The organism is Neisseria sp. P0021.S006 (assembly GCF_051956895.1).
This window is the reverse complement of the sequence record NZ_JBQCWZ010000241.1, coordinates 1-1,813: the sequence shown is the minus strand read 5'-3', so window position 1 is coordinate 1,813 and position 1,813 is coordinate 1. Positions and strand designations below refer to the sequence as shown.

2 protein-coding genes are annotated in these 1,813 nt (G+C 47.5%); one reads left to right on the top strand and one right to left on the bottom strand.

Going from position 1 to position 1,813, the window contains the following annotated elements; all coding sequences use genetic code 11:
* Nucleotides 1-44: 44 nt before the first annotated feature.
* Entirely contained in the window at nucleotides 45-1,079 is a 1,035-nt protein-coding gene (gene mutY / locus ACTHUM_RS12955) for an A/G-specific adenine glycosylase (RefSeq protein WP_440403053.1), read from the bottom strand.
* Between the two features lie 162 nt (nucleotides 1,080-1,241).
* Between mutY and ACTHUM_RS12950 the strand changes: the two genes are divergently transcribed.
* Nucleotides 1,242-1,813, top strand: a 572-nt coding sequence (locus tag ACTHUM_RS12950) for an alcohol dehydrogenase catalytic domain-containing protein (protein ID WP_440403052.1), incomplete at its 3' end; no start/stop codon positions are given.

Genomic DNA, 1,813 nt, shown 5'->3' with positions numbered 1-1,813 from the left:
GCGGAAAAGAAGTTGTATTTAAAGAGATTGTGGAATAGGGCGGTTTAGCCTTTAGCCAAATATTTGATTAAAGGCTTGGGCAAACCATAATCTGCTAAATGTTCCAATGATACCCAAAGGCCGTCTGAAAGATGTTCAGACGGCCTTTGTTGCGTCTGAAAAGGGGTAATCATCAATAAGCGGTGGGTCAGGCGGTGGGTAAATGTGGTTTGTTCTTCAAGGCCGTCTGAAATAATACCGAAGCGTTCTGCGTAAGCATACAAATCGTCTAATTTTTCAAAACAGGGTACGCAATACAGACCGCCCCAAATGCCTTTGGCAGGGCGTTTTTCAAGCAATAATGCGCCGTCAGTGTTATGGATAATCAGCCAATAAAGCGGTAGGGTTTGCACTTCGGGAGCAGTTTTTTTACGGGGTAGCTCGTCAATGCGGTTTTGTTTTTTTGCTTCGCAGATGTCTGCCATCGGGCATTGATGGCACAAAGGTTTTGTTCGTTTGCAGACGGTTGCGCCTAAATCCATCAGCCCTTGTGTATAGGCAGGCATATCGGTGTTTTCAGACGGCAGCAGGCTTTCGGCAAGCGTCCAAAGTGAGTTTTCAAATTTTTTATCTTGCGGATTGCCATCTTGGGCAAAGACACGGCAGAGAACGCGTTTGACGTTGCCGTCCAAGATGGTTTCGCGTCGGTTGAAAGCAAAGGCAGAAATAGCGGCGGCGGTACTTCTGCCTACGCCGCAGAGCGTTTCCAAGTCTTTGCGTTCGGGCGGAAAGATACCGTCGAATTGTCCGACAACTTGTTGCGCTGCTTTGTGCAGGTTGCGTGCGCGGCTGTAATAGCCCAAGCCTGCCCACAAGGATAAAACCTCGTCTTGCGGCGCAGCGGCAAGCGATTGCACGGTTGGGAATTTGGCTAAGAAACGCGGATAGTAGTCCAATACGGTAGCAACCTGTGTTTGTTGGAGCATGATTTCTGAAAGCCAGACGAAATAAGGGTCTTTGACCTGCCAAGGCAAGTTGTGACGGCCATGCAGCCGTTGCCAATCGATGAGTCGTCGCGCGAAGGATGTGGATGTGTTCATTAATATTTACTTTTTAATTATTTATTTTTAAAACATAGCGTTACACTATAACATACGAAATAATAATCAGGATTGACTTATCTGGTAGAGGGGTATATAAATATAGTTAACGTGGATTTACGCTGTATTGTTAAAGTTTATTAACCGTTCAAGGAGATTCACATGAAAGCAATGGTTTATCATGGCGCAAACGACATCCGTTTCGAAGAAAAGCCCCGCCCTCAAATTATCGATCCGACTGATGCAGTCGTCAAAATCGTTAAAACCACGATTTGCGGTACTGACTTGGGTATTTGGAAAGGTAAAAACCCTGAAGTTGCCGACGGTCGTATTCTCGGTCATGAGGGTATCGGTATTGTAGAAGAAGTCGGCGATGCTGTAAAAAACATCAAAGTCGGTGATAAAGTCATTATTTCATGTGTCAGCAAATGCTGTACTTGCGACAACTGTAAAATCCAACTCTATTCACACTGCCGTAACGGCGGCTGGATTTTGGGCTACATGATCGACGGTACACAAGCCGAATGCGTCCGCACGCCTTATGCCGACAACAGCCTTGTTCCGCTGCCCGAAAACGTCAATGAAGAAGTCGCCCTGCTGTTGAGCGATGCCTTGCCGACTGCCCACGAAATCGGCGTGCAATACGGCGATGTCAAACCCGGCGACACCGTATTCATCGCAGGCGCAGGCCCTGTCGGCATGTCCGCCCTGTTGACCACCCAACTGTACAGCCC